The sequence below is a fragment of the Bradyrhizobium sp. MI1.3 genome, from assembly GCF_055811695.1.
Genome location: NZ_JBVVPQ010000089.1, coordinates 1 through 25,210 on the forward strand (window position 1 = coordinate 1; position 25,210 = coordinate 25,210).

Consider the following 25,210-nt stretch of genomic DNA (forward strand, 5'->3'; position numbering starts at 1 on the left):
CGATCATGGCTTGGACCGGCGGTCGAGCTCCGCCATCGCAAAATAAGCGCTTGCCTTGCGCAGGATCTCGTTGGCCTGCCGCAGCTCACGATTCTCCCGTTCCAGGGCCTTCAGCTTCTCGGCCATCTCAGTCGGGACACCGGCCCGCTGCCCGCTGTCGATCTCGGCCTTCTTGACCCAGTCATGCAGCGTCTGCGGTGTGCAGCCGATCTTGGCCGCAATCGAGGTCACTGCCGCCCAGCGCGACGGGTGCTCGCCGGCGTGATCCAGAACCATCCGAACCGCACGGTCGCGGACTTCAGGCGAAAACTTGTTCGTGGTCTTGCTTGTCATGGCTCCATCCTCTCAGGAGTTGGAGCCTCCGGCAAACCCGGGGCGGTTCAGCCGCGGGAGGTCCGGCGATTGCATCGGGGACATCGAGGTCGTCCTCACCGGCAATGCCAACCAGAGCAAACAGGGCCTAGCGGCGGGCATAGATCAATGAGGCTCCCATCCGATGCGGTGCCTCGACCTCCTTTGCGGCGCAGACCGGCCAATCGGAGGAGATCCATTCGCCGGAGGCATGCGCCAGGGTCGTGAGACGCACTTGGCCGCTGCTGGAGTCGATCCGTGTGGTCTGGACGGTGGCGATCTCCTGCTTGCTGAGGGTCTTGCGGACAAGGTCCAGGCCGGAGGCCAAGGAGGCGTAGCGGAACGTCCGGTCGTCCTCCCGCGGGAAGGGGGACCGGATTACCGCCGTGAGCGTCTTTTCCGGGTGGTAAGCTCGGCCTGCGTCCGGGCGAGGGCGCCCGCGATCGCCCCGATCCGCTCACTGGATTGATGCATCGGAGGCCTCCACAGCGAGAGCGTCGAAGCTGATGGCGCCGGACTTGGAGCGCTTGGCCTTGGTCCCGTGCCCGCTTGCCTCCTTGGCATCCTCGGGCACGAGCTTCTTCAACTCAGCTTTGGAGAGCTCGTGCGCCCCGTGGGCATCCTTGGTGCGGAGATAGGTTGCAGCGAACTCGGCCCAGGCATTGGACGAAGACATATCGACGACCTTAACGGGCTCCAGCCTTGGTCGCGGCGTTTCGATGTTGAAGAGCAGAGGCGTCTCGCCGCTCTGAACGCAGCGCCAGAATTTCTTCTCGGCGGTGAGGAGCAGATGCTGATAGAGCGGATCGGCGTGGATTTTGATCTCAACCCATTTGCCACCGCCGGTGATGATCGCGAGTACGGACGAGCGAGCGGCGACCACCCACATATTATGCTGCAGCTGTGCCATATGCTTTTCGGCGGCGGCCTCCTCCGTGAACGCCCAGGGCAGCATGAACTTGGCCTCGAACACCGCTCCAGTCTGCTCGAACATGCCATCGAGTGTTGCCGCCATCCATTTGTGCACGGGATGCCGAACCCGCTTCTGGATGTCCGAGATGGTTTGTCCTGTTGAACGCTGGTACCAGGCGCGATTGAGGATCTCTGTTATCGTGCCGAGCTGGACGATGAGATTATCCGAGAGATCTTCTGGTGGGACCTCTCCACGTTTCTCTTGCCAAAGGCGGATGAGCTTGTCCTGATCGTCACCCATGATGACACGCGCATCCGAGCCGCCGATGAAGTGGCGGCGGTCATTGGCGTTGAACCCGATAATGTGATTGGGCGCATCAGCCCCGTTTGTTTGAACTGTTGTCACCGGTATCTCCTACGCAAAAACAAGCGGCTCCAATTGCCGCACTGCCTGAAGCCCCGCTTCCGCGAGGCGAGATACCGGCGCTACGATCGATGGTGGCGCCCGGTCGAATCAGTAACGCTCCAATCGCGGATCAAGGCCAGTCCTTTCTGCCGCAACAATCTTGCTCGTTTTAGCGGCAGGAATGGCTCTTGTTCTCACGCGCTTAGGGCAGGGACGGGACGAGGCTGACCGGTATCAAACCGACAAAACGAAGCCAATTCACGCAGCGAAGACCCAGATGCAAAAGGCGCGCTCGCGGTGTTGTCCCGTCGCATGACATGTTGAAATGAAGCCGTGATTGTCGGAAGATCGGCGGGTATCCCCTCCAATTTGGGCCTGTGAGATTTGAGGCGTCCGGCAGTATTTTTCGATCGCGATGGCGTCCTCAATGAGGACGATGGCTATGCTTTCGACCCCGGCAAGATCCGGTGGGTAGAAGGAGCCCAAGAGGCCGTCAAAGCAGTCAATCACGCCGGGTATCTTGCGTTTATCGTGACCAACCAATCAGGAATTGCGAGGGGGCTTTACGAGGAGCGGCATGTTCGCGATCTGCACGAATGGATGTCGCGTGAACTTGCTATCGTTGATGCCCGTATCGATGCGTTCGAATTTTGCCCACATCACCCCGACGGTCTGATTGAGCGTTACCGTGTCCTCTGCGACTGTCGTAAGCCGCGGCCGGGCATGATCAGAGCCCTCCTTGAGCGGTATTCGGTGGACATCGATGCTAGCTTCCTGGTCGGTGACAAGCAGAGCGATCTTGCTGCGGCGCAAGCGGCCGGAATAGCAGCCTATCTGTTTGATGGATCAAACCTCCACACGTTCATTGCGCCGTTATTGACGGATTCGTCGTATCCTCCGGAGCGGTCACCATCGCATCGTGGAGAAGCCGGAACCGAGGATTGAGGCCGTGGTCTCGTCGGCAAAGGGATTGCTCGACTGCTAAGTAGAGAAATCAAGGAGGCAAATTGGCGTCAAAGCGACAGATCGAAGCCAATCGCGCAAACGCAGCGAGGAGTACCGGGCCGCAAACAAGCGCTGGCAAAGTAGCATCGAGCCGCAATGCCTATCGGCATGGCTTATCTCGTTGGGACGAACCCGCTGGTTCTGGTTTCGCTGGCTTCGATGCAGTCCTTGCTGAAGACTTCAAAGGGGCGGACATGGATGTCGCAGTTCAAGATCTGGCTCAAGCTAGGAGTCGCCAGGATCGCCTGCGAGCTCTTAGGTTAATTCTGATCTTGGAGGTGATTAAGGGCGCGGAACCAAAGCAAATGAGATATTTATCGAGCTTGGAACGGTATGAGAAGGCTGCTCTCTCGCGGCAACGGCGAGGGCTCAAACACGTGAAGCGGAATGCCGGATGAGAACCACGAGTTGAGCAGGACATTGGCGGTGTAGGGTCTTAGGCCGGGGAGCGCCGCGCCGATTGGACGGGCTGCTAGGATTTCAAAGTCTTGGAGGCTGCATGAACGACATTTTCCCACTACTGGCTGTCGCGATCACCTCGGTTTATTTGTGCTCTACGCGATGGTGCGGCAGAGCTGGCGTCGATCCCGCCGCGCCGATGAGGTTCCTCACTGGCCGGATTCGAGCCTGAGATAGCGATCGGCCGTAGAATCGCCATACGCAGGCGCATCGAGAAAATCGAAACTGGACTTGCGCCGTCGGGCAAAGCAACAGATAGAGCCTCCTTGGAATACCCGTTGTCGGTTGAGGAAAAGATGAAACGAGCGCTAGCCATCGTGATGATGCTACTCTTGCCGACGTCGCTGAACGCCGGATCAACCATCGTGGGCGCTGGCTCGCAATCTTGTATCGCCTGGCTGAATAGGAAGAAGAACTTAGTCGTAAAGGCAGCCTTTGAATCCTGGGTCGTGGGTTTCGTCAGCGGACGAAACGTGAGTGCTGAGAGGGACATTGTCGGCGGAGGCGATCTCTCCGCGATCGTTGCTTGGATGGACCGGCGCTGCAAATCTAACTCTTCAGATCAAATTGGAGTTGCAGCTCTGGACTTAGCGATGGAATTGGCTGGTAACGCGGCGAAGCGCTGATCTGCTAAACACTCCAGTTGACGCTGACGCCGCTAACGTCCTTAGCCCGGCGGAGCCCGCCGTGAATCACGGAGACACGTGTGCGGATCAAGCTACCCGAGACAGACCTCAAGTCAGCGCAAAGCCTTGGTTGCATTGAGCTCAAAGGGGAAGGCGGCGGATACGTCGGCCAATACTTTTCGGAAAGGGTCACGGGCGCACCGTTTTCCTCTTTGGGAAGGGCACGTTCAAGACCTACGCTGAGTGTCAAGCGTTCATCGATGGCGTGACCGCTGTCATCGATGACAACCGCAGGTCCCTCGGTGAGGCGACTAGTCGACCTGAGTTGAGGGATTGGAAGCTTGCTGTCAGCTCTTCCGCGCAAGCGGACGTCGCGCTGGTTAACTACCAGGCCTAGGCTTACGCAACGTCAGACTTTGCAGCTTCTTGACCGCTACCCACCACGGTCTCTACCGTCCCTGTCCGGCCAAAATACTGATTTGGAACTTACGAGCCATTTGCTTCCGTCGCGTGAGCGTCTGCCGGGGAATTTCCTAATAATGGAGGACCTAGCTACAGCTAAGACCCTTCTTTATGCCAGCGGTCATCGCCGAAACCCATAAATGGCGAGCGTCCTTCGTAGGGTGCATACCGTCAATAGTGTCAAATTGTGCGATGGTGCCAAGGTCAATCAGTGTCGATTGCTTGGCTGAGGCGGTTTCTCTAATTGTTTTGTCCACCGTCGACATCATGGCAACGTTTATCTTCGCGGCACTACCGACAGGAGCGAGAGTGGCAAGCGCTAGCGGTGCACCCGGTAGATTTTCGATGAGCAGTCCGTATGCGGCAGCGAAGTCAGTCCGATAGGGGGCTTGGGCGTCATTGATCCCGAGTGCGATGACGATCAAGTCGGGCCTCAGGCCAAGTGCTCGCGCGTCCTCTGCAAACGATATGAACGTTGAGGCTCTAGCTCCTCTTATGCCGGCGTTGATGACGTGGCGGCCACAGACTTCTGCAGGGAGAAAGGCCCCAGCGGTCAAACTGTCGCCAATGACCAAAACAGAAGGATGACCTGACGATTGAGCCAATAGCGCAAGCGATGACGGGTCTCGTTCCCACGGCTTGGGCCGAGAGCTCTTTTTGGTGAAATAGAATGTAGTCGCGTTGCTTACAACGAGCAGGACCATCAGCAGCAGCCGGAGCATATGCCCATTTACCACCACAATCCCGAACAGAGTCAACTCAATGAATCTATCTCCCTGTAGTGATACCGGCCGCCGCCGAAATCGCCGACATCTTTTTCCGAGGCATCAGCACCGCTTGGCAGTGGATCGACCTGCGCGACGAGCCTTGGCGGGCTTTAGCACGATGGCTGCACCTTGGCGGGTGCGCTGACCTGGATGTGACCTATCACGGGGGTGGCGTAGCAATACCGAGGGCCGCCAAGTCTGCGGCTGATGTCTAAGGGGAAACCCCAAGGCTGCGCCGCGAGTCCTCAAGGCTCGTTCTAACACCTCGGCTTTGCCGTCCACCACGGCAAGCGGCCCTTAGAAGCCAAATCTTGAGAAACCAAACTGACCATCGAAAGAATTATGTTTCCGTCCCAAGCGTCCGCTCAAACCCCATCGGACAGCCCGAAGCGGGGAAACGCACCGGCGACTCTCCCAGCCCGTCCCGAGCCAGTCCAACGTCCTCACAAGCCCCGGCAGCCGTCCCGAAACCCACGTCCGAGCCGTCGACTTCCCCGTTACCTGCCGGTAGCGCGCCAGCCGACAGCGCAACCCCCTGCGGCAGCCCCGCACTAGAGTTTCCATCGCAGTAACGATTGCTGGAAAGCTTCCGAGCGGCGAAATACTGCGGATCGATCCGCACCTCGACGAGGGCGCGCTACTCTGGAACGGTGCCTGAACGCAGCTCGCCTCCTTCTCTCGGAGCTATTCGATCTTGCCGTGAGGCAAGGCGAAACGGGCGCAGCAATGAGCAAGCTCATGCAATTCCCCGCCGATGGCAAACGAGCATCGCCATGGGACACGCACCAGGCACAAGCATTTCGCGACTTGGAGGGCCCGCTGTCCGATTGCGTCCGATGGCCGGTATCGCAGCCGTAATGTCGGATGCTGACGATGGTCACGATGAGCAACTGGTCTTCGCAATCTATCACACGAAGGACGTGCTCGAGGATCTGCTCAGCTCTTGAGATGGCATGAAGCGCGTCGCCGAGCCCAGACGCCGCGATCATTTGCGCCACAGCCGTCGCGTTCCCGCAAACCGAGGAGCGAATTCCCGCAATCGATTTACGGGAATTTTGCGGTCAAGGCGTTGTTTTCGTTGTTTCTTCCGCGCGTTCATCTGGATCAGCGCGGGTCGTTGATTGAATTTGCCCTGCTAATTCCCGATAGACCCGGGCCGGCATTTACCTTTCGTCCGCGATCACCTTGCCGTCGTTCGGCAGCGCGCCGGGTCTCACCAATTCAACCTCGCCTCCGAGTTTCGTCACTGCGCGCAAGGTGCCTGCAATCTCCTCGCGCAACGCATCGCTCGCGGCCCCCGTTTCCGCTTTCAGCGTCATTGCGTCGGCCTCGCCCTGGCGCGTGACGATGAGGCGTAGTCTTCCGAGCGCGGAATGGCGCTTGCCGATCTCGGCGACCTGCTCGGGGCGGACGAACATGCCCTTGACCTTGGTGGTCTGGTCGGCGCGGCCCATCCAGCCCTTGATGCGCATGTTGGTGCGCCCGCAGGGGCTGGTGCCCGGCAGTGCTGCGGTGAGGTCGCCGAGAGCGAGCCGGATCCAGGGATGGTGCGGATCGAGCGAGGTCACGACGATCTCGCCGACGTCGCCGGGCGCCACTGCATCGCCGGTACCGGGCCTGACGATCTCCATGATGAGATTCTCGTTCACGACCATGCCGTCGCGCGCGCTGGTCTCGAAGGCGATGATGCCGAGATCGGCGGTGCCGAAGGCCTGGTAGGCGTCGATGCCGCGTGCCTTGATCTCGGCCTGGAGCGAGGGCGGGAAGGCCGCGCCCGAGACCAGCGCACGCTTGATCGAGGTGACGTCGCGGCCCGAGCTTGCGGCAGCATCGAGCAAAATCTTCAGGAAGTCCGGCGTGCCGCTGTAGCCGACGGGACGGTAGGCCTCGATCAGCTCGAATTGCTGCTCGGTATTCCCTGGACCGGCCGGGATTACGGCGCAACCGAGCGCGCGGGCCGACGCATCGAAGATGAAGCCGCCGGGGGTGAGATGGTAGCTGAAGGTGTTGAGCACGATGTCGTCGGGCCGGAACCCGGCCGCGAACAGCGCCCGTGCGCCGCGCCAGGGGTCGGCCTGTCGCCCCTCCGGCTCGAAAATCGGCCCGGGGGAGGTGAAGAGGCGGGCGAACGAGCCGGGCGCCGCCGCGACGAACCCTCCAAAGGGCGTGGAGGCCTTGTGCAGGGCCGGCAGTTCCGACTTGCGCAGCACCGGCAGGCCCGCCAGGGCCGCCCTGGAGGTCACGGCGGCCGGGTCGACGCCTTTCAGCCGATCGGCATAGGCGGGCGCGGTCATCGCAGAATGCAGCACGCCTGGCAGGCGGGAGAACAGATCGGCCTCGCGCGCGGCTTGTTCGCGCGTCTCGAGGGCGTCGTAATGGCCGGTCATGGCTGATCTTTCCGGGTTGGCATCCGTTGCGCGCCGCCGCCGGCATGGGTATCAGACGGCCATGGGCGAGGTTTGAAGAGGACGCGATGGCGGACGAGGGAATCAGTGCGGCGGACGAGGCGTCGGACGTCGTGCCGCGCCTGAAGCGCCGCATGATCGACGAGGCGCTGCCGCTGTGGTCGACGGTTGGCTGGGACCATGGTGGTTTCATCGATCGGCTGCACCGCGACGGCACGGCGGACAGCGCCGCGCCGCGGCGCGTGCTCGTGCAGGCCCGTCAGATCTGGTGCTACGCCAAGGCTGCGCAGATGGGCTGGTACCCTGAGGGGCGCGCCATCGCACTGAAGGGGCTCGAGCATCTGCTCGCCAAAGCAAAGGCGCCCGACGGCCGGCCCGGCTACGTGCACCGGCTGACGCCGGAGGGCGCGGTGCTGGACGGCCGGCGCGACGCCTACGACCACGCCTTCATCCTGTTTGCGCTCGCGGCCGTCTATGCGCTCGACCAGGACGCGCAAATTCGCGCCGAGATCGACGCGCTGCTCGCCTTCCTCGACGTCCATCTGCGCTCGCCGCACGGCGGCGTCCACGAAGGCCTTCCGGTCTCGCTGCCGCGCCGGCAGAACCCGCACATGCATCTGTTCGAGGCGATGATCGCGTGCTTCGACGCGACCCACGATTTGTCGTTCCAGAACCGTGCCGGCGAGTTCTTCGCGCTGTTCCTCGCCAATCTCTACGACAAGCGGACGCGCGCGCTCGGCGAATATTTCGAAGAGGACTGGTCGAAGATCGCGCCAGTCAGCGTCGAGCCCGGCCACCAGGCGGAATGGGTCTGGTTGCTGAAGGGGTTCGAACGCATCACGGGCTGCCCGACCGGACAGCGGCGCGCCGAGCTGCTGGAAACCGCGCTGCGCTATCGCGACGAGGCCACCGGCTGCCTGATCGACGAGGGTGACGACGCCGGCAAGATTCGCCGCAGCACGCGCCGGCTGTGGCCGCAAACCGAGTTTGCGAAGGCGTGGATCGCGCAGGCCGAATCCGGCGAAGCCGGCGCGGCGGACGAGGCGCGCATGGCGCTGGCGCGGCTCGAACGGCATTATCTCAGCCATCCCGTGCGGGGCGGCTGGTACGACCAGTTCGACCGCGATGGCAAATCGCTGATCGACACCATTCCTGCGTCGTCGTTCTATCATGTTCTCTGCGCAGTCACGGAAGCGGAACAGGTGCTGCAGTAAGAGTGTGTTGTGTTGACGCGTTTGCTTCACGCGAACCGGTCCCCACTTCGCTCGAAAACGACATGTCAGAGCCAGCGCTTGCGTCGCTTGAAGCTTTTGAGGTTCTTGAAGCTCTTCCGCTGGTCGCCAGCGCCGCCGAGGTAGAATTCCTTGACGTCCTCATTGTCGCGCAACTCGTCGGGGGGGCCGTCGAGCACGACCTTGCCCTGCTCCATGATGTAGCCGTGGCTTGCCACCGACAGCGCGGCGCGGGCGTTCTGCTCGACCAGGAGAATGGTGACGCCGAGGTCACGATTGATCTTGTGGATGATCGAGAACACCTCTTTCACCAGCAGCGGCGACAGGCCCATCGATGGCTCGTCCATCAGGATCATCTTCGGGCGAGCCATCAGCGCGCGACCGATCGCGAGCATCTGCTGCTCGCCGCCGGAGAGATAACCGGCAAGCCCGGTGCGCTCCTTCAGGCGCGGGAAATAGTCGAAGACCATATCGAGATCGGCGCCGACCTCGCGGTCCCTGCGGGTGAATGCGCCGAGCTTGAGGTTTTCCAGCGAGGTCATGTCGGCAACGATGCGCCGGCCTTCCATCACCTGGAAGATGCCGCGGCGGACGATCTTGTCGGGATCGATGCCGTTGATGCGCTCGCCCTCGAACAGGATCTCGCCGCGCGTGACTTCGCCGTCCTCCGTCTTGAGCAGCCCGGAGATCGCCTTCAGCGTCGTCGACTTGCCTGCGCCGTTGGCGCCGAGCAGCGCCACGATCGCACCCTTGGGCACGTCGAGGCTGAGACCGCGCAGCACCAGGATGACGTCGTCATAGACGACCTCGATGTTGCGCACGGCAAGGAGAGGCGGCGCGGGTACAACGCCGGGGGAGGGGCGCTCGATGTGAGCCGCTTCACTCATGGTCAGTTACTCTCTCGATGTCGTCACCCGCCTTGTGCGCAATCGCACTGGGGCGGGTGACCCAGTATTCCAGAGACGCCGGAGATTCACCGGGAAGCCGCGGCGGACTGGATCCCCCGCCTTCGCGGAGGATGATAGTTGTGCGGAGGGCGAAAGCGAGGCTCACCAGCCCAGCAATTCCGACTTGCGCGGGAGCTCGACGGTCTTGACCTTCTCGAGCTTGATCGCGCCCTTGGCCATGAGGTCGTTGAGGTCGCCGTCGGTCGCGCCCGCAATCTTGGTGCGGTAGAGGTCGACCTTCAGCGTGCCGCGGTGGTCCTTGTCGGTCCAGGTCGAGGGATTGCAGACGCCTTCCATCCCGGCCGGCACCCAGTCCTTCTTCTGGTAGAAGCCTTTGGCGACGTTCTCGCCGGTGGCGCCGCCGTTCTTGGCGGCCCAATCGATCGCCTCCTTCATGTAGAGCGCCGAGCACACTGCCGCGATGTAGTGCACCGGGCGATAGACCTTGCCGGTCGGGTCGGACATCTTCGAGATCTCCATCACCGTTTTCATGCCGGGCGCCTCGCCGCCCCAACTCACCGCGGTGCGCAGCGGAAAGATCACGCCGTCGGCGGCATCGCCCGCGGTCTTGGCGGCGTTCTCGTCCATGCCCCAGACATTGCCCATGAACTGGATGTCGACGCCGGCGGTCTTGCAGGCCTTCATCACCGAGATATTGGACGCGGCGGTGTTGCCGAGATACGCGTAGTTGGCGCCCGAGGATTTCAGGCTCAGGCACTGCGCGCTGTAGTCACCCGGCGCGAGCGCGAACACCAGCGGCGGTAGCACCTCGAAACCGAGCTCCTGCGCCATGGCTTCGCCGGCGGCCTTCGGTGCGTTCGGATAAGGGTGGTTGGCGCCCATGTGGACGAATTTCGGCTTGCCGGGCTTGCCCTTGGCCTTCCAGTCCTCGGCCGCCCACATCAGCATGGCGCGGAGCGAGTCCGAATAGCTCGGGCCGTAGAAGAAATTGTACGGCGCGGGCTTGGCCTTGCCGCTGATACCTTCGGGGTCGGTGAGCGCGGCGGCATAGGAGCCGGACATGTCGGGGATCTTGTCCTGGGCGAGGAAGCCGGTCAGCGCCTCGGTGTCCGCGGTGCCCCAGCCCATGATCGCGGCGACCTTGCTGTCAGGCGCCGACCATTTCTTGTAGAGCGCGATCGCGCGCGGCACCTGGTAGCCGTAATCGTTGGTGTCGACATTGAGCTGCTTGCCGCCGACGCCGCCGTTCTTGTTGACCCAGGCGAAGGTGTCGGCGACGGCCTGGCCGTAGGGCGTGCCGACATCGGACGTGCCGCCGGAATAATCGGCGAGATGACCGATCGCGATCTGCGCCTGCGCGCCTGACGAGAATGCGGCGATCGCCAGCGCAAGTGACGCGGTGCTCAAAAGGGATTTTGTCTTCATTGGTTGCCTCCTCCTGTTTATTTGTTGGTTAGCGAGTTGCCCGCGCTCAATGCGAGAACGGGTAGAGTTTCCAGTACGCCTTGATCTGTCGCCAGCGATGCGCGAGCCCGTCAGGCTCGAACATCAGGAACGCGATGATGATCACCCCGATCGCGATCTCGCGCAGGAAGGTGATGTTGTTGTTGAGCGACAGCGCCTTGTCGATCGCGCCGCCCTTCAGCGCCACGCTGAGGAACTCCATCGTCTCGGGCAGCAGCACCACGAACGCGGTGCCCATCAGCGTACCCATGATCGAACCGGTGCCGCCGATGATGATCATGGCGAGAAACAGGATCGAGCGTTCGATGCCGAAACCCTCTTGCGATACCACGAGCTGGTAGTGCGCATAGAGCGCGCCGGCGATGCCGGCGAAGAATGCGGCGAGGCCAAACGACAGCGTGCGATACTTTGTGAGGTTGATGCCCATGATCTCCGCGGAGAGATAATGGTCGCGGATCGCCACCAGCGCGCGGCCATCGCGCGTGCGCATCAGGTTGGTGACGAGGACGTAGCTTGCAACCACGTAGGCGAGCACAACGTAGAAATATTGCCTGTCGCCGCGCAGCGTGTAGCCGAAGATCGAGAACGGACTGGCGCTGGCCGGCACCGAGCCGCCGGTGAACCACTCCGCGCGGGAGAAGAAGTCGAGCAGGATGTATTGTGCCGCGAGCGTCGCGATGACGAGGTAAAGCCCCTTCAGCCGCGCCGCCGGGATGCCGAAGATCAGCCCGACCAGCGCAGTGACGATTCCCGCGAGGGGGATCGCGAAGAACACCGGGATCGATGCGCTGTTGGAGATGTAGGCAGAGGTGAAGGCGCCGAGCAGGAAGAAGGCGGCGTGGCCGATCGAAATTTGGCCGGTGAAGCCGACCAGGATGTTGAGGCCAAGCGCGGCGATCGAGAAGATGCCGATCTGGATCAGGATGCTGAGCCAGTAGCCGCCGAGGACTTGCGGCACCAGGCACAGCACCAGCACGCCGACGATCGCAAAGTTGCGGCTGGTCGTGGTCGGGAAGATCGTGGTGTCAGCCGCGTAAGAGGTGCGGAAATCACCAGCAGGGATGAGGGCGGGACCGGCCATGGGTCAGATCCGTTCGATGTCGTGGGTGCCGAACAGGCCGTAGGGCTTGATCATCAGCACGATGATGAGGACGTAGAACGGCGCGATCTCGTAGAGATTGCCCCAGTGAAGGTATTCGCTGTCGACATATTGCGCGATGTTCTCGAGTAATCCGATGATGATGCCGCCGAGCACGGCACCGCCGACGGAATCGAGCCCGCCGAGGATCGCAGCCGGAAACACTTTGATCCCATAGGCGGCAAGGCCCGAGGATACGCCGTTCACGACCGCGACCACGACGCCTGCAACCGCCGACACCGTTGCGGAGATCGCCCAGGCCATCGCGAACACGCTTTTCACGGAAATGCCGAGCGATTGCGCGACCTGTTGGTTGAACGCAGTGGCGCGCATCGCAAGGCCGTACTTTGAGGCGCGGAAGAACCAGGCCATGCCGATCATCATCGCGATCGAGACGACGAGGCTCATGACATAGACGGTCTGGATCTGGAGCCCGAGCAGGCTGACGGACTGGCTCTCGAACACGCGCGGGAACGGCTGCGGATTGACGCCGAACATCCATTTCAGCGTGGCCTGCAGCACGGTGGAGAGGCCGATCGTCACCATGATGACCGAGATGATGGGTTCGCCGATCATCGGTCGCAGGATCAGGACCTGCACCGCGATGCCGAACACGAACATGAACACCAGCGTCATCGGCATGCCGATCCAGAACGGCACCTGGTATTTCGCGAGCAAGGTCCAGCACACCCAGGCGCCGACCAGCAAGAGCTCGCCCTGCGCGAAATTGACGACCTGCGAGGCCTTGTAGATCAGCACAAACGACATCGCGACCACGCCATAGAGCGTGCCGACCACAAGGCCGTTGACCAGGAGCTGGATGAGGAAGGCGGTGTTCATGCCGATGTCCGTTTAAAATGCAGAAGCGATGACGGTGCACCCTTTCCCCTTGCGGGAGAGGGTGGCTTCGCAAGGCGAAGCCGGGTGAGGGGTTGTCTCCGCAGCGACGGTGTGGAGAGAGGACCCCTCACCCGAGTGGGGTCTTGGCTGATAGCGGAGATGCCCTCTCCCGCAAGGGGAGAGGTCGCATCGATCCGCATCGCGCTCTCGGTTCGAAGTAGGCTCACTCCGCCGCCTCCGCGAGCTGCCCGTGTCCGCCCAGATCCACCACTCGCAGCGTCGTCCGCACCCTTTGCGTGGTGCCGTCCTGGAACCGGATCATGGTGTCGACGGGGATGTCGGCCTGGCCGCGGTAGATCGCGTCGATGATGCCTTCGTATTTCTCGTTGATGACGCTGCGGCGCACTTTCCGCGTGCGGGTGAGCTCGCCGTCGTCGGCGTCGAGCTCCTTGTAGAGCAACAGGAAGCGCGAGATGCGCTGCGCCTGCGGCAGCGTGGCGTTGACGGTCTCGACTTCCTTCTTGAGCAGCGCATAGACCTCGGGCCGCGAGGCCAGATCGCTGTAGGTCGTAAACGAGAGCCGGTTCTTCTCCGCCCATTTCGAGATGATGGAGTAGCGGATGCAGATCATCGCCGCGAGCGCGTCGCGCCCCGAGCCCAGCACCACGGCTTCCGCGATGTAGGGCGAGAACTTCAACTTGTTCTCGATGAATTGCGGCGAGAAGCGCTCGCCGCGCGAGGTCTCGGCGAGATCCTTGATGCGGTCGATGACCACGAGCTGGCGATTCGCATTGAAATAGCCGGCGTCGCCGGATAGCATCCAGCCATCCCTGACGTCGGCGACGCTCGCCTCCGGGTTCTTGTAATAGCCGAGGAACATGTTGGGATGCCGCACCACGATCTCGCCGACGCCGTGAACGTCGGCATTGTCGATGCGGATTTCGACGCTGTCGGCCATCGGCACGCCGGTGGTGTCGGGATCGACCTTGCCCGCGGGATGCAGCGTGTAGGCCCCCAGCAGCTCGGTTTGGCCGTAGAGCGTGCGCAGCGGCACGCCCATGGCCTGGAAGAACTTGAAGGTCTCGGGCCCGAGTGCCGCGCCGCCGGTTGCGGCTGAACGCAGCCGGGTGAATCCGAGGCGGTCGCGCAATGCACGGAACAGGATCGCGTCGGCAAAGCCGGAACGTTCACCCTGTTCGAGCGCGGCAAGTCCGCTCTTCATGCCGATGCCGAACAGGCGCTGCTTGAACGGCGTTGCGTCCATCACCCTGGCGCGGACGTCGGCGGCAATCGATTCCCAAACGCGCGGTGCAAACAGGACAAAGGTCGGCGCGATCTCGCGCAGATCGTTCATCATGGTCTCGGGCTCCTCGACGAAGTTGATCTTCATCCGGCACAAGAGGCCTTTGCCGAGTACATAGACCTGTTCCATAATCCAGGGCAGCGGCAGCACCGAGACGTATTCGTCGTCTGGCCCTTTCGGGTCGAAAGCCAGATACGTCGCGCAATGGCCGAGCACACGGCCGGCCGCGAGCATCGCAAGTTTGGGATGCGAGGTGGTGCCTGACGTCGTGCAGAGGATCGCGACGTCCTCGCCCTTGGTCGCATCCACCAGCCGATCGTAGAGTTCCGGTTCGCGCGTAGCCCGAGCCCGGCCGAGTTTGGCAAACGTCTCCGCCGACATCAAACGCGGATCGTCGTATTTCCGCATGCCGCGCGGATCGGAATAGATGATGTGCTTCAGCTTTGGGACGCGGTCGGCCAGCGTGAGCAGCTTATCGACCTGCTCCTCGTCCTCGGCGAAAACGAGCTGCGCCTCGCCATAATTGAGGAGATAAGAGGCTTCCTCGTCGAGCACGTCACGATAGAGCCCGAGGCTCAAGCCTCCAACCGCATGAGTGGCGATTTCCGCCGCGACCCAGTCCGGCCGGTTGTCGCCGATGATGCCGATGACGTCTTGACGCCCAAGGCCCAGTTCGATGAGGCCGAGCGCGAAATCGCGCACCCGCGTCTGGTAGGCGTTCCAGGTGAACGGGCGCCAGAGCCCGAGATCCTTCTCCCGGAGTGCGATCTCGTTGCCGTACTCCTTCGCATTGAGCCGGAGCATTTTCGGATAGGTGTCGGCCTGGGCGACGCGGCCTGCGTAATCCATCATGCCGCGCTCTCCTGCGCCGGCGGAGCATCGTCAGGGTCCACCAGCACCTCGTCCTCTTCGCCGAGATAGGCGCGCCTGACGTGGGGATCAGCGAGCACGGCGGCCGGATCGCCCTCGGCGATCTTGCGGCCGAAATCCAGCACCATGACGCGGTGGGAGATGTCCATCACCACGCCCATGTCGTGCTCGATCATCACCACGGTCATGCCGAACTCCTCGTTGAGATCGACGATGTACCGGGCCATGTCCTCCTTCTCCTCGAAGTTCATGCCGGCCATCGGCTCGTCGAGGAGAATGAGGCGCGGCTCCAGCGCCATGGCGCGGGCGAGCTCGACGCGCTTGCGCAAGCCGTAGGAGAGGGTGCCGGCCGGCGCCTTTCGCACCGACTGGAGGTCGAGGAAATCAATGATTTCTTCTACCTTGCGGCGGTGCTCGAGCTCTTCCTTGCGCGCGCCGGTGAGCCAGTACAGCGAGCCCGTGAGAAAATTGTTCTTCAGGAGGTGATGGCGGCCGACCATGATGTTGTCGAGCACGCTCATATGGTGGAACAGCGCCAGGTTCTGGAAGGTGCGGCCGATGCCGAGCGAAGCGCGCGCGTTGGGCGTCAGGCCGGTGATGTCGCGGCCCTGGTAGAACAACTGGCCTTCGGTCGGCTTGTAGCGGCCGGAAATACAGTTCACGATCGAGGTCTTGCCGGCGCCGTTGGGGCCGATGATCGAGAACAGCTCGCCTTCCCTGATGGCGAAGCCGACATCGGTCAGCGCACGAACGCCGCCGAATCGCAAGGACACGCCGCGCACTTCAAGACTGGTAGCCACCAAACAGATCCCTCCCGGTGATGGCGCTTTCAGTGGCGCTCTTCGTCCGTTTCTGTCGTGCGATCCTAGTACGACCGTGCCGGTGAGGCCATGCAGCAGATGGTCTCGACCGGAGCCGCGCCGCTCCCTTCCCGTTTGGGATCAAAAGCCGCATCGCCCGAGGTGGTCCTCAATAGGGGAAAGCGCTATTTTGAAATGTCCCCCGCCTGACAATTCTGCGACAAAGTTTTTGGATGGGGGATCATCCATCTTTCGTTGGATGGTGGTCGAAACGGTCATGCTGCGTTGCAGCAGAACAGGAGTGACGAACGGTGCGGCTGGCTTCGGGATCATGATTTCAGAGGATCAACTGAAGCGCGTCGCTGCCTGGTCGCGCGAGCTCACGCCAGCGGAGATCGAGGTCGCTCGTACCGGGATCACGGAGCGGTCCTACGGCACGGGCGAGACCGTTTTCATGCGCGGCGATACGTTCGACTATTGGGCCGGCATGGTCTTCGGCCTTGCCCGGATGGGCGGGGTCTCGCGCGACGGCAAGGAGACGAGTCTTGCCGGGCTGACGGCCGGGGCCTGGTTCGGCGAGGGCAGCGTGCTCAAGAACGAACCGCGCCGCTATGACGTGGTGGCGCTGCGCAACAGCCGCGTCGCACTGATGGAGCGTAGCGCCTTCATGTGGCTGTTCGAGAACAGCGTCGGCTTCAACCGCTTCCTGGTGCGCCAGCTCAACGAGCGGCTCGGCCAGTTCATCGGTATGCTCGAAGTCAACCGCACGCTGGATGCCACCGCGCGGCTTGCCCGCAGCATCGCCTCGCTGTTCAATCCGATCCTCTATCCGGAATCCACCGCGCATCTGGAGGTCACCCAGGAGGAGATCGGCGCGCTTTCCGGCATGTCCCGCCAGAACGCCAACCGCGCGCTGAACCGGCTGGAGAAAGAGGGGCTGCTGCGGCTGGAGTACGGCGGCGTGACCATTTTGGATATCGAGCGGCTAAGGGGATACGGGGAGGAGTGAAGCCGCGTTCGCGGCCGCAACCCACCGCTTGCTCTTCCGGCACGACGAGCCCATCCTTGCCGGGATCCTGGGCCCATCTGACCGGGTCCAGCAGACTGCGCCATCGCGGCGCCCGCGGGGTCTCGACCCATGAACTGCTCCTGTTGCGGTTCCGAGGTTCAGAGCGGCTTTGCCTTCTGCCCGAAATGCGGCACGAAGCAGCCGAACGCCTGCCCCGGCTGCGGCTATGCGTGCGCACCGGATTTCGCGTACTGCCCGAAATGCGGCGCCCTCGTCAGTGAAGCCTCCAAGGCCGGCGGGCAGGCATCAATTCAGGCCAGCCGCGTGACAATCCCGACCAGGGCGTCCTCGCCACCGCTGGCGCCGACGGCCGACGCCCTATACGGGTTTCGATCGCAGCCGGACAAGATCGACAGCGAAGCCAACCGCCGCACCATTACCGTGCTGTTTGCTGACCTTAGCGGCTTCACCACGATGAGCGAGCGACTCGATCCTGAAGTCATGCAGGCGCTTCAGAACGAATTGTTCGAGGAGCTAACGGCGGCGGTGCAAAGCTTTGGCGGCTTCGTGGACAAATTCATCGGCGACGCGCTGCTTGCGCTATTCGGAGCGCCGGCCGCGCACGAAGACGACCCCGAGCGGGCCGTCCGCGCCGCGCTCGACATGATCGGCCGAACGGCGCAACTCAGCGAACGTGCAAAGGCGTATGCCGGGTCACCGCTCCTGCTTCATGTCGGCATCAACACCGGGCACGTGGTTGCTGGGGGACTGGGTGTTGGAGTTGCCAAATCCTACTCGGTCACGGGCGATACGGTGAATACGGCTCAACGATTGCAGTCGATGGCCTCCACGGGCGAGGTGCTGGTCGGGCCGCTGACCTACCGTCTTACGCGGCATGCATTCTCATATGAATCGCTTGGCGAGGTCTCGCTGAAGGGCAAGATGGGCAGCGTCCTGGTCCATCGCTTGAACGGACCGCTCGACACGCCCCGTGCGGCACGCGGCCTCGATACGCTGGGCCTCAGTGCGCCGGTGATTGGGCGCGACGCCGAGCTCGCCCGTCTAGTCGACAATCTTGATCTCGCGTGTGGCGGCGCGGCGCAGCTGGTGCGGTTGGTCGGTGAAGCCGGCATCGGCAAAACGCGTCTGGTGGACGAATTCGTTGCCCACGCCCGCGATGTGGACCGTTTCGCCGGCGTGGCGATCCGGCGCGCTGTCTGCTCGCCGCTGGGCGAACAGTCCTATGGCACCCTTGCCGCTGTGCTGCGCAGCGCCTACGGCATCGCGCAAAAGGCGACCGTGGCGGAGGCCCAGGCCAAGCTGGCGACGGCACTGTCGGAGCTCGGCCTTGCGGTCGAAGAGGCCGATCGCCTGATGCCCCTTTATTTCCACGTTCTCGGCCTCGGCGATCCGGACGCCGCGCTGCAGCACGTCGAGCCCGAGCAGCTTCGGCGGCAGATATTCTTTGCGATTCGTACCGTGTTCGAACGGCGCCTGGTCCTGTCGCCGCTCCTGATCATTGTCGAGGATCTGCACTGGGCCGATGCCGTATCGCTTGAAGCGCTGCGATTCCTGATGGACCGGCTGGAGCGTACGCGGCTGATGCTGTTGTTTACGCATCGGCCCATGTTGGAACTGGATCAGTTCGGCTCGGGACGGATCAGCCATACAACCCTTCGATTGCTTCCGCTTGGTGATGCAGACGGACAAAAGCTGCTCGCGGCCTACTTCAGCCACGGCTGGAGTGAACCGCCGGGCAATCTGTTCAGCCGAATCCTCGAGCGCGCGGGCGGCAATCCACTCTTCTTTGAGGAAATCATCCGCGGTCTCATCGAAGCTGGCGCCTTGGAGCGTGACGGTTCACGGTGGCGGATCAAGTCAGATGAAGCCGCCGCCGGTATACCGGCAAGCATTCAGGCCCTGTTACTGGCGCGCCTGGACCGGCTGCCGCATGAGGTGCGCCGCTTGGCCCAGGAGGCCGCGGTGATCGGCCCCCGTTTTGATGCGGCTCTTCTCGGCGCGATGGCATCTGAGAGGACCAAGGTGGAAGCGGGGCTCGAACTTCTGTGCGATGCCGAGATTGTCGAGGAGGTCGCGGGTGCGAACTCGATCTCGCTGCGATCTTATCGCTTTACGCAAACCATGCTTCAGGACGTGATCTATCAAAACCTGCTCTTGCAGCGTCGGATCGAGCTCCATGGACGGATTGGTGCCGCGCTGGAGCGGCTCTATGGCAATGAGCCCGAGCGCCTCGAGGACCTCATTCTGCTCGGACACCATTTCAGCCTGAGCGCGAGCAAGCCGAAAGGTGCGCGCTATCTGCGCGCGGCCGGCGATCGCGCCCGCGCGACCTACGCCAATGACGATGCCATTCGCTTCTACCAACAGGCTCTCGCCGTGTTGTTGGCCGGCGGGGAACGGGAGCCCGAACGCCTGATCCTCTGCGAGCGGATCGCGGAGCTGTGTGCCGCGGCCGGCCGGAGGATCACGGCTGAGGAGCACTACCAGAGTGCCCTGGAAGGTCATCGCAATGCGGAGGACCGCATCAGCGAAGCGCGAATTCTCCGCAAGCTTGGCCGATTGTTGTGGGACGCCGGCAAGCGGATCAAGGCAGAGGCGCATTATGCCGAGGCGGCCGAACGGCTGGGAGGGACCGACGCGCCCATCGAGTGGGCGCACCTCCTGCAAGAGCGCGGCCGTCTTTCGTTTCGCACGGGCGATCACGTGGCCGCCGCGAGATGGGCGGACGAGGCGCTTGGCTACGCCCGAAGCGTACCGGCGGACGCCGACAGGCAAGTCGGATTCGAGACGGCGCGCGCCATTGCAGAGTCGCTCAACACCAAGGGGGTGGCACTGGCGCGGCTTGGCCGACACCAGGAGGCGGTCCGCGAGGTGGAGCAAAGTGTCGCAGCAGCCGAGGCCGCCGGTCTCCTCAACGTGGCCTGCCGCGGTTACACCAATCTCGGTGTGCTCTACACGATTGTCGACCCTGCGAAAGCCGTGGAGATTTGCAGGCGCGGACTCGATGTCGCGCGTCGGATCGGCGATCTCGGGTTCCAGGCGCGCCTTCTCGCCAATTTTGCCGTTGCCTGTTGCACCTTCACCGACAAATGTACTGAGGAGGGGGTGCCGGCCGCCGAAAAGGCGATCGAAATCGACCGCGCGCTTGATCAGCGCGAGCATCTCTCCGTGCCGTTGATCGTGCTCGGGCAAATCCATCAATGCCATTTCCGGCCCGATCTGGCTGCTCGTTGCTACAATGAGGCAATCGAGGTGGCGAGCGAAACCGGCGAGCCGCAGCAGCTGTTTCCATGCTATGATGGTCTTGCGACGCTGAACCTTGATCGAGGCGACATGCCCGAGGCCGAGCGATATTTCGCGCTGGCACAGGACGTCTGCACGCGGCACGGGCTTGATCCCGCAGGGCTGATCGTACTGCCGTTTCTTGACTAGATCATGTGAAGGAGTGCCATCATGTCTGAACGTCACGTCGAGGGACCACTTCAACCGGGCGATCGTGCACCGAACGTCGTGCTGGACGCGATCACACGCGACGGAAAGATCGCGCTCGAAGACTTTCGCGGACAAAGCCCGATATTGGTGGGCCTGTATCGGGGGCTGCATTGCCCGTTCTGCCGCCGCCATATCGCGGCACAGGCCCAACTTGATGCCGCCTTGCACGAGAAAGGCGTCGAAAGTCTCACGGTGGTCAACACGCCGATCGAGCGCGCGCGACTCTATTTCCGTTACCATCCGTTGCCCAACCTGCTCGCTGCGTCCGATCCCGAGCGGATCTCGCACCGCGCGTTCGGCCTGCCCAATCTCGAGTTCACGGAGAACGAGACCGAGTGGCCGCACAAGGTCGGCATGAACGTGGTCATGAGCATGCAAGTCGACATGCCCGGCGAATTGCCTGGCCCGATGAACCGGCCCGCGGCCGCGGAGTACCTCAATAACAAGGACGGCTATGAGATAACGGAAGCCGATCAGCGCATGGCGGCAACCGGCCAGGGCCAGCTCTTCGGGCAGTTTCTGCTCGACCGCGAGGGGGTTGTGCGCTGGAGCTTTACCGAGGTGCCCGAAGGCGGCCATCGCATGTTTGCCGCGCCGAGCCCGCAGGAGCTGATGTCGGCCGCCTCGCAGATGGCAAGCTAGGCACCGCGTCTGGCGATCATTCCGCCACCTTCGGCCGCTTGTCCACCAATGCTGCCGCCATCGCCGAGATCAGCGGGCGCATGAAATAGTGGTCTTCCACCGGCGAGATGTCCGTGCGCAAGCCGAGCGCTACGAGCTCGCCGGAGACGGCCGGCCCCACTGACGCGATCAGCGTCCGCTCGAATCCTGCGCGCAGGCGCGCCTCGCTGCCATGCGCCCTCGCAGCTTCGAGGAGACGGCGGACCTGGCCGAGATTGGTCAGTGCGATGGCGTCGATCCGCCCTTCCGCCATGTCGTCGATTGCATTGACGATGCTGGCGTCCGCAGCCTTTGGATCGTAGACGTAAGGCAACACGGTATCGACCTCGGCACCTTGCGCGGCGAGCGCGCCGGTCAGCGCGCTGTGGTCCTTGTCGGGATAGAGCTGGAGGCCGAGGCGACGTCCGTTCAGGTCGAGCTTGCCCAGCATCTCGATCACACCCTCGGTGGTCGGCTTCTCCGTCATCTGCTGCTGCTCGAGCCCGATCTCGCGTAGCGCCTTGCCGGGCTTCGGGCCGCGGGTGAATTTTCGCGATCGGGCGAGGGAAGCAACCAAGGCCTGGTCGAGACCACGGGTTCGCGCGAGCTTCATGATCCGCCGCAGCCCTTCGCCGGTCATCAGCACGAGATCGTCGAAGGGCCTGTCGACGGCGCGGCGGATCCAGGCCTCGACCGGGGCGGGGTCCGGCGCATCCTGGATCGTGAACATCGGGCATTGCACGACCTCGGCGCCTTGCTCGGCCAGCAGCTTCGAAAACTGCGCCTCCTCGCGCGTTTCCAGGATCAGGATGCGGGTGCCGTTCAAGCGGTCGGCCATGAGTGAACTCCGGTCAGTCAAAGCAATGGTGCGTTCATCCTGACTCCACGGTCGGGATTGGCGCAAGGTGGGGTCGGTGATAGAGCAGGGCGCAAATCGCGGGTTGTTCCCGCAGCCGTTGCCCAAACCTTCATCAAGGCCCATGCCCGATCATCAATATGTCCTGACCCTGTCCTGTCCGGATCGTCCCGGCATCGTCTCGGCGGTGTCGACCTTCCTGGCGAATTCCGGACAGAACATCCTCGACGCCCAACAATTCGACGACATCGAGACCAACAAGTTCTTCATGCGGGTGGTGTTCACCGCCGCCGACCTCGCCGTGGAGCTGTCGGCGCTGCAGACCGGCTTCGCCGCGATCGCCGAGCGCTTCGGCATGGAATGGCAGATGCGCGATCGCGCCGCGCATCGCAAGGTGATGCTGCTGGTGTCAAAGTCCGATCACTGCCTGGTCGACATCCTCTATCGCTGGCGCACCGGCGAGCTGCCGATGACTTTGGCCGCCATCGTCTCCAACCATCCGCGCGAGGTCTATGACGGGCTCGATTTCGGCGGGGTTCCGTTCCACTATCTGCCTGTTACGAAAGAGACCAAGCGCGAGCAGGAGGCGCAGATCCTCGACCTCGTCGCCAAGACCGGCACGGATCTCGTCGTTCTCGCCCGCTATATGCAGATATTGTCGGACGATCTCTCGGCAAACCTGTCGGGACGCTGCATCAACATCCACCACTCGTTCCTGCCAGGTTTCAAGGGCGCAAAACCCTATCACCAGGCCCATGAGCGTGGCGTCAAGCTGATTGGCGCCACCGCGCACTACGTCACCCGCGACCTCGACGAGGGCCCGATCATTGATCAGGACGTCGAGCGCATCAGCCATCGCGATACGCCTGAGGATCTCGTCCGCAAGGGCCGCGACATCGAGCGCCGCGTGCTCGCGCGCGCGATCCGCTACCATCTCAACGACCGCGTCATCCTCAACGGCCGCAAGACCGTGGTGTTCGTGGATTGATTTGCGTCACCTCTCTCCGCAAGCGGCGAGGGGCGCTTTCTAGCGCACCGCGCTGCCGGACGCCGTGCCCTTCTGCGCCTGCTCTTCCTTTTCGCGATCCGCTGCCGGCATCAGCCGCTTGCGCTCGCGTTCCTTCATGTAGGCATCGTATTGCGGCGTCCCCGCCCGCGGCGGGGCGTCCGCCGGCAAGCCGCCGGCCCATTGCGGGACGTAGTCGCCCATGCCGGACGAGAGCTTTTCGTTGACGGTGCCGCAGCCGGACAGGCCCGCGGAGAGCGCGAGGAGGATCAGGAGGGAACGGAAGGGTCTGGGCATTGTACGGAGGCGAGGTCAGTCGTGTTGGACGCCAGGTCAGGCTGTCGCCGGGAGAGTAGCCTTCAACAGGTAAAATAGACTTATTCGAGGTGGGTAATTTGATACCGGAGTGTGCCGACCCAGGCCCTGCCGATGTTCAAATTCTGCAAACAAAAGACGAAATCCTCCATCCACCCGGCTGACAGCGTTTCTAGACTGCGGCAAGAGCTCGCGACAAAGCGCCTTGATCGGGAGATAGGGCTTTTTCGTTGACAGGTCCATTTTGTTTGTACAATCGTACAAATGATAAGCGACTGCAATCGCGATGCCGGGTTTACTCGGACGTCACCCGATATCGCTTCTGCCGTCGGCAATCGGAACGCTCGGCTTGCGCGGAATGGTCGCCAAACGTCCGATTGACAATAAGGGCGCGAAAGACGCCATGTGGCGCGCGACATCACGCGTGCGTGAGCTAAACTTAAGGCAAGGATCGGGCACTCGGTCCAGCGCACAAGAGATCAGGAATGAAGGGGAGGGACATCTGATGTTCGAACGCAAACAACTGTCTCGTAGGACTGTTTGGGCTGCAGCAGCTGCCGCCATCGCGGGCCTTGCGGCCATCGCACCGGCCAAGGCCGAGGATAGCGTCAAGGTCGGTCTGATCCTGCCGATGACCGGCGGCCAGGCCTCGACCGGCAAGCAGATTGAGAACGCGATCAAGCTCTACATGCAGCAGAAGGGCGACACCGTCGCCGGTAAGAAAATCGAGATCATCCTCAAGGACGATGCTGCGATTCCCGACAAGACCAAGACCGCCGCGCAGGAGTTGATCGTCAACGACAAGGTCAATTTCATCGCCGGTTTCGGCGTGACGCCGGCCGCGCTCGCGGCGGCGCCGCTGGCCACGCAAGCCAAGATCCCGGAGATCGTGATGGCGGCCGGCACCTCGATCATCACCGAGCGCTCGCCCTATATCGTGCGCACCAGCTTCACGCTGGCGCAGTCCTCCACCATCATCGCCGACTGGGCGGTGAAAAACGGCATCAAGAAGGTGGCGACCCTGACTTCGGACTACGCGCCGGGCAATGACGCGCTCAACTTCTTCAAGCAGAACTTCACCGCCGGTGGCGGCGAGGTGGTCGAAGAGGTGAAGACGCCGCTCGCCAATCCCGATTTCGCACCGTTCCTCCAGCGCATGAAGGACGCCAAGCCTGACGCGATCTTCGTGTTCGTGCCGGCCGGCCAAGGCGGTAACTTCATGAAGCAGTATGCCGAACGCGGGCTCGACAAGGCCGGCATCAAGGTGATCGGACCGGGCGATGTGACCGACGACGACCTCCTCAACAACATGGGCGACGCCGTGCTGGGCACGGTCACCGCGCACCTCTATTCGGCGGCACATCCCTCGCAGATGAACAAGGATTTCGTCGCGGCCTACAAGAAGGCCTACGGAAACCGGCCGGGCTTCATGGCGGTGGGCGGCTATGACGGCATTCACCTGATCTACGAAGCGCTGAAGAAGACCAATGGCGACACCGACGGCACCAAGCTGGTCGAAGCCATGAAGGGCCAGAAATGGGAGAGCCCGCGCGGCCCGATCTCGATCGACCCCGAGACCCGCGACATCGTGCAGAACATCTACATCCGGAAGGTCGAGAAGGTCGACGGCGAGCTTTACAACGTCGAGTTCGCGACCTTCGAGGCCGTCAAGGATCTCGGCAAGACCAAGAAGTGACGCGCGAAAGCGCGTCATCCCGGAACTCTCACCTCTCCCGCTTGGCTTGCGGGAGAGGTCGGCGCAAAGCGCCGGGTGAGGGTTCTCTCCTCTGGGGGAGTCTTCGTTGTTGAGGCACCCTCTCCCCAACCCTCTCCCGCAAGCGAGGGCTTTGCGTAAATCGCGAATCTGCGATTCTCTAAGAGACATCTGAAGAGGATCTGGGGA

General features: G+C 62.6%; 19 protein-coding genes and 2 pseudogenes. 8 read left to right on the forward strand and 13 right to left on the reverse strand.

Annotated elements, in window-relative coordinates:
- The 3 genes and pseudogenes from AC0L3A_RS35635 to AC0L3A_RS35645 all read right to left on the reverse strand — a co-directional run.
- Nucleotides 1-333, reverse strand: a pseudogene (locus AC0L3A_RS35635) (transposase); the annotation flags it as partial.
- A 40-nt stretch (nucleotides 334-373) separates the two neighbouring features.
- Nucleotides 374-825: pseudogene (locus tag AC0L3A_RS35640) on the reverse strand (ERF family protein); the annotation flags it as partial.
- Nucleotides 809-1,669, reverse strand: a complete 861-nt coding sequence (locus AC0L3A_RS35645; protein ID WP_473256116.1) for a YqaJ viral recombinase family protein — start codon at nucleotides 1,667-1,669, stop codon at nucleotides 809-811. The gene AC0L3A_RS35645 and the pseudogene AC0L3A_RS35640, both read right to left, overlap by 17 nt.
- 384 nt (nucleotides 1,670-2,053) lie before the next feature.
- Between AC0L3A_RS35645 and AC0L3A_RS35650 the strand changes: the two genes are divergently transcribed.
- Complete coding sequence (locus AC0L3A_RS35650) at nucleotides 2,054-2,614, forward strand: D-glycero-alpha-D-manno-heptose-1,7-bisphosphate 7-phosphatase (RefSeq protein WP_473256117.1); 561 nt, start codon at nucleotides 2,054-2,056, stop codon at nucleotides 2,612-2,614.
- Nucleotides 2,615-3,399: 785 nt separating this feature from the next.
- Nucleotides 3,400-3,759 (forward strand): hypothetical protein, encoded by a 360-nt coding sequence (locus AC0L3A_RS35655; protein WP_473256118.1) that lies wholly within the window; start codon nucleotides 3,400-3,402, stop codon nucleotides 3,757-3,759.
- Between the two features lie 548 nt (nucleotides 3,760-4,307).
- Here the strand turns inward: AC0L3A_RS35655 and AC0L3A_RS35660 are convergent.
- Nucleotides 4,308-4,979, reverse strand: coding sequence for an SGNH/GDSL hydrolase family protein (locus tag AC0L3A_RS35660; RefSeq protein WP_473256119.1), 672 nt, complete (start codon nucleotides 4,977-4,979; stop codon nucleotides 4,308-4,310).
- 1,172 nt (nucleotides 4,980-6,151) lie between these two features.
- Nucleotides 6,152-7,375, reverse strand: coding sequence for a phenylacetate--CoA ligase family protein (locus AC0L3A_RS35665; protein WP_473256120.1), 1,224 nt, complete (start codon nucleotides 7,373-7,375; stop codon nucleotides 6,152-6,154).
- A gap of 86 nt (nucleotides 7,376-7,461) precedes the next feature.
- Between AC0L3A_RS35665 and AC0L3A_RS35670 the strand changes: the two genes are divergently transcribed.
- Complete coding sequence (locus AC0L3A_RS35670) at nucleotides 7,462-8,607, forward strand: AGE family epimerase/isomerase (protein ID WP_473256121.1); 1,146 nt, start codon at nucleotides 7,462-7,464, stop codon at nucleotides 8,605-8,607.
- Between the two features lie 65 nt (nucleotides 8,608-8,672).
- On the opposite strand, the gene AC0L3A_RS35675 is transcribed toward AC0L3A_RS35670, so the two are convergent.
- The 6 genes from AC0L3A_RS35675 to AC0L3A_RS35700 all read right to left on the reverse strand — a co-directional run bounded on the left by AC0L3A_RS35675 (nucleotide 8,673) and on the right by AC0L3A_RS35700 (nucleotide 15,948).
- Nucleotides 8,673-9,512: an ABC transporter ATP-binding protein gene (locus AC0L3A_RS35675; RefSeq protein ID WP_473256122.1), complete on the reverse strand. Its 840-nt coding sequence runs from the start codon at nucleotides 9,510-9,512 to the stop codon at nucleotides 8,673-8,675.
- A gap of 162 nt (nucleotides 9,513-9,674) precedes the next feature.
- On the reverse strand, nucleotides 9,675-10,958 hold the full coding sequence (locus AC0L3A_RS35680) for an ABC transporter substrate-binding protein (protein ID WP_473256123.1): 1,284 nt from the start codon (nucleotides 10,956-10,958) through the stop codon (nucleotides 9,675-9,677).
- A 46-nt stretch (nucleotides 10,959-11,004) separates the two neighbouring features.
- Nucleotides 11,005-12,078, reverse strand: coding sequence for a branched-chain amino acid ABC transporter permease (locus AC0L3A_RS35685; RefSeq protein WP_473256124.1), 1,074 nt, complete (start codon nucleotides 12,076-12,078; stop codon nucleotides 11,005-11,007).
- A 3-nt stretch (nucleotides 12,079-12,081) separates the two neighbouring features.
- Complete coding sequence (locus tag AC0L3A_RS35690) at nucleotides 12,082-12,975, reverse strand: branched-chain amino acid ABC transporter permease (RefSeq protein ID WP_027519025.1); 894 nt, start codon at nucleotides 12,973-12,975, stop codon at nucleotides 12,082-12,084.
- A gap of 223 nt (nucleotides 12,976-13,198) precedes the next feature.
- Entirely contained in the window at nucleotides 13,199-15,130 is a 1,932-nt protein-coding gene (locus AC0L3A_RS35695; RefSeq protein ID WP_473256125.1) for an AMP-binding protein, read from the reverse strand.
- On the reverse strand, nucleotides 15,127-15,948 hold the full coding sequence (locus AC0L3A_RS35700; RefSeq protein WP_007601963.1) for an ABC transporter ATP-binding protein: 822 nt from the start codon (nucleotides 15,946-15,948) through the stop codon (nucleotides 15,127-15,129). Before AC0L3A_RS35700 ends, AC0L3A_RS35695 begins: the two co-directional genes overlap by 4 nt.
- Before the next feature lie 331 nt (nucleotides 15,949-16,279).
- Between AC0L3A_RS35700 and AC0L3A_RS35705 the strand changes: the two genes are divergently transcribed.
- From AC0L3A_RS35705 to AC0L3A_RS35715, 3 genes are all read left to right on the forward strand, one after another.
- Nucleotides 16,280-16,957 (forward strand): Crp/Fnr family transcriptional regulator, encoded by a 678-nt coding sequence (locus AC0L3A_RS35705; protein WP_473256130.1) that lies wholly within the window; start codon nucleotides 16,280-16,282, stop codon nucleotides 16,955-16,957.
- 129 nt (nucleotides 16,958-17,086) lie between these two features.
- Entirely contained in the window at nucleotides 17,087-20,410 is a 3,324-nt protein-coding gene (locus AC0L3A_RS35710) for an adenylate/guanylate cyclase domain-containing protein (RefSeq protein ID WP_473256126.1), read from the forward strand.
- Between the two features lie 21 nt (nucleotides 20,411-20,431).
- Nucleotides 20,432-21,112 carry a redoxin domain-containing protein gene (locus AC0L3A_RS35715; RefSeq protein ID WP_007601966.1) on the forward strand — a complete coding sequence of 227 codons (681 nt, stop codon included), beginning with the start codon at nucleotides 20,432-20,434 and terminating at the stop codon, nucleotides 21,110-21,112.
- Between the two features lie 16 nt (nucleotides 21,113-21,128).
- Here the strand turns inward: AC0L3A_RS35715 and AC0L3A_RS35720 are convergent, their stop codons facing one another.
- Nucleotides 21,129-21,968, reverse strand: coding sequence for a uroporphyrinogen-III synthase (locus tag AC0L3A_RS35720; protein WP_473256127.1), 840 nt, complete (start codon nucleotides 21,966-21,968; stop codon nucleotides 21,129-21,131).
- A 142-nt stretch (nucleotides 21,969-22,110) separates the two neighbouring features.
- Between AC0L3A_RS35720 and purU the strand changes: the two genes are divergently transcribed.
- Nucleotides 22,111-22,974: a formyltetrahydrofolate deformylase gene (purU, locus tag AC0L3A_RS35725; RefSeq protein WP_473256128.1), complete on the forward strand. Its 864-nt coding sequence runs from the start codon at nucleotides 22,111-22,113 to the stop codon at nucleotides 22,972-22,974.
- Nucleotides 22,975-23,013: 39 nt separating this feature from the next.
- Here purU and AC0L3A_RS35730 read toward each other — a convergent pair whose 3' ends face one another.
- Nucleotides 23,014-23,289, reverse strand: coding sequence for a hypothetical protein (locus tag AC0L3A_RS35730; RefSeq protein ID WP_473256129.1), 276 nt, complete (start codon nucleotides 23,287-23,289; stop codon nucleotides 23,014-23,016).
- Between the two features lie 523 nt (nucleotides 23,290-23,812).
- Here AC0L3A_RS35730 and AC0L3A_RS35735 point away from each other — a divergent pair.
- Nucleotides 23,813-25,003 (forward strand): ABC transporter substrate-binding protein, encoded by a 1,191-nt coding sequence (locus AC0L3A_RS35735; RefSeq protein WP_007601970.1) that lies wholly within the window; start codon nucleotides 23,813-23,815, stop codon nucleotides 25,001-25,003.
- Nucleotides 25,004-25,210: the final 207 nt, after the last annotated feature.